The following is a 2,110-nucleotide window of genomic DNA, read 5'->3' on the forward strand; positions in this document are numbered from 1 at the left end:
CGGCGGTGGTGCTGCGTTACGCGAAGGACATGGGCTTCAGCCTGGAGAAGGTGAATGTGAACGGTGGGGCGATCGCGATGGGCCACCCGCTGGGTGCAACGGGTGGGATGTTGCTGGGGACCGTCGTTGACGAGCTCGAGCGGCGGCAGTTGCGGTATGGCCTGGTCACCCTGTGCATCGGCGGTGGCATGGGCATCGCCACGATCGTGGAGCGGATCTGATCATGGCTGAGACCATTCGCTATGACCGCGGCGCAGACGGCGTCGTCGTGCTGACCTTGGACGACCCCAGCCGCGGCGCGAACACCATGAACGCGGCGTTCCTGTCGAGCCTGGACGCCGTCCTCGATCGCCTGGAGGCGGAGAAGGACGACGTCACGGGTGTCATCGTCACGTCGGCGAAGAAGACCTGGTTCGCCGGCGGTGACCTGGACATGCTCGGCAGCATCGGCGCCGACCAGGCCGCCGAGGCGTACGCGGCGGGGATGCGGGTGAAGGCCCAGCTGCGCCGCCTGGAGACGCTCGGCCGGCCGGTCGTCGCCGCGATCAACGGCTCGGCGCTGGGTGGCGGCCTGGAGCTGGCCTTGGCGTGCCATCACCGGATCGTCGCCGACGACCGGAAGATCGAGATCGGCTTTCCCGAGGTCACGCTCGGCCTGCTGCCCGGCGGCGGCGGCGTCGTGCGCACGGTGCGCCTGCTGGGCATCACCGAGGCCCTCATGCAGGTCCTGCTGAAAGGCCAACGGCACAAGCCGGCCAAGGCGCAGGAGGTCGGCCTGGTGCACGAGGTGGCGCCGGCCGGGGAACTGGAGGACAGGGCCCGGGTCTGGATCGCCGCCAACCCGAACGCCGTGCAGCCGTGGGACGCCAAGGGTTACCGGATCCCGGGTGGCGCGCCGAGCGACCCCCGGTTCGCGGTGAACCTGCCGGCGTTCCCGGCGACGTTGCGCAAGGAGCTCAAGGGCGCTCCGTATCCGGCGCCGCGCAACATCCTGGCCGCCGCGGTCGAGGGTGCCCAGGTCGACCTGGCGACCGCGTTCGACATCGAGGCGCGCTACTTCACGGAACTGGCCACGGGGCAGATCGCGAAGAACATGATCCAGGCGTTCTTCTTCGACCTGCAGGCCGCCAACGCGCGCGGCTCCGCCGCCAAGCCGTTCACCAAGGTCGCCGTCCTGGGCGCCGGGATGATGGGCGCCGGGATCGCGTACGTGTGTGCGCGGGCCGGGATGCAGGTGCTGCTCAAGGACGTGACCGTGGAGGCCGCGCAGCAGGGCAAGGCCTACTCCGAACGTCTCGTGCAGAAGGGCCGCGGCGGGCCGGACCTCCTGGAGAGGATTACGCCGACCGCGGACCCGGCCGACCTCGCTGGTGCGGATCTGGTGATCGAGGCGGTGTTCGAGGACCCGGCGTTGAAGCACAAGGTGTTCGCCGAGATCGAGCATGTTGTATCTCCGGGTGCGTTGCTGTGTTCGAACACCTCGACGCTGCCGATTTCGCTGCTCGCCGATGGGGTGCAGCGGCGGGAGGACTTCGTCGGGCTGCACTTCTTCTCGCCGGTCGACAAGATGCCCCTCGTCGAGATCATCCGCGGGCAGGCCACCACCGACGAGACCGTCGAACGCGCGCTCGGCGTCGTGCGGCAGCTGCGCAAGACACCGATCGTGGTCAATGACAGCCGCGGGTTCTTCACCAGCCGCGTCATCGGCACGTTCACCAACGAGGGCATCGCCATGCTCGCCGAGGGGATCGCGCCCGCCTCGATCGAGCAGGCCAGCCTCCAGGCCGGCTACCCGGCGCCCGTGCTGCAGCTCATGGACGAGCTGACCCTCACCCTGCCGCGCAGGATCCGGCAGGAGACGGCCGCCGCGGTCGTGGCCGCGGGCGGCACGTGGACGCCCCACCCGGCCGACGCCGTCATCGACCGGATGATCGACGAGTTCGGGCGGCCCGGCCGGTCCGGCGGCGCCGGGTTCTACGAGTACGTCGACGGCAGGCGCACCCGCCTCTGGCCCGGCCTGCGCTTCACCGAAGAACACCGCACGGTGCCGTTCATCGACCTGCAGGAGCGGATGCTGTTCGCCGAGGCGCTCGAGTCGGTCAAATGCCTC

1 protein-coding gene and 1 pseudogene are annotated in these 2,110 nt (G+C 69.8%); both read left to right on the plus strand.

Annotated features, from left to right (window positions below; translation table 11 throughout):
• Positions 1–221: pseudogene (locus ABZS66_RS61435) on the plus strand (acetyl-CoA C-acyltransferase); the annotation flags it as partial.
• A 2-nt stretch (positions 222–223) separates the two neighbouring features.
• The coding region (locus ABZS66_RS61440) for a 3-hydroxyacyl-CoA dehydrogenase NAD-binding domain-containing protein (protein ID WP_354774208.1) at positions 224–2,110 on the plus strand (1,887 nt) is incomplete at its 3' end.

The organism is Dactylosporangium sp. NPDC005572 (assembly GCF_040605515.1).
In the GTDB taxonomy this organism is placed as follows: Bacteria; Actinomycetota; Actinomycetes; order Mycobacteriales; family Micromonosporaceae; genus Dactylosporangium.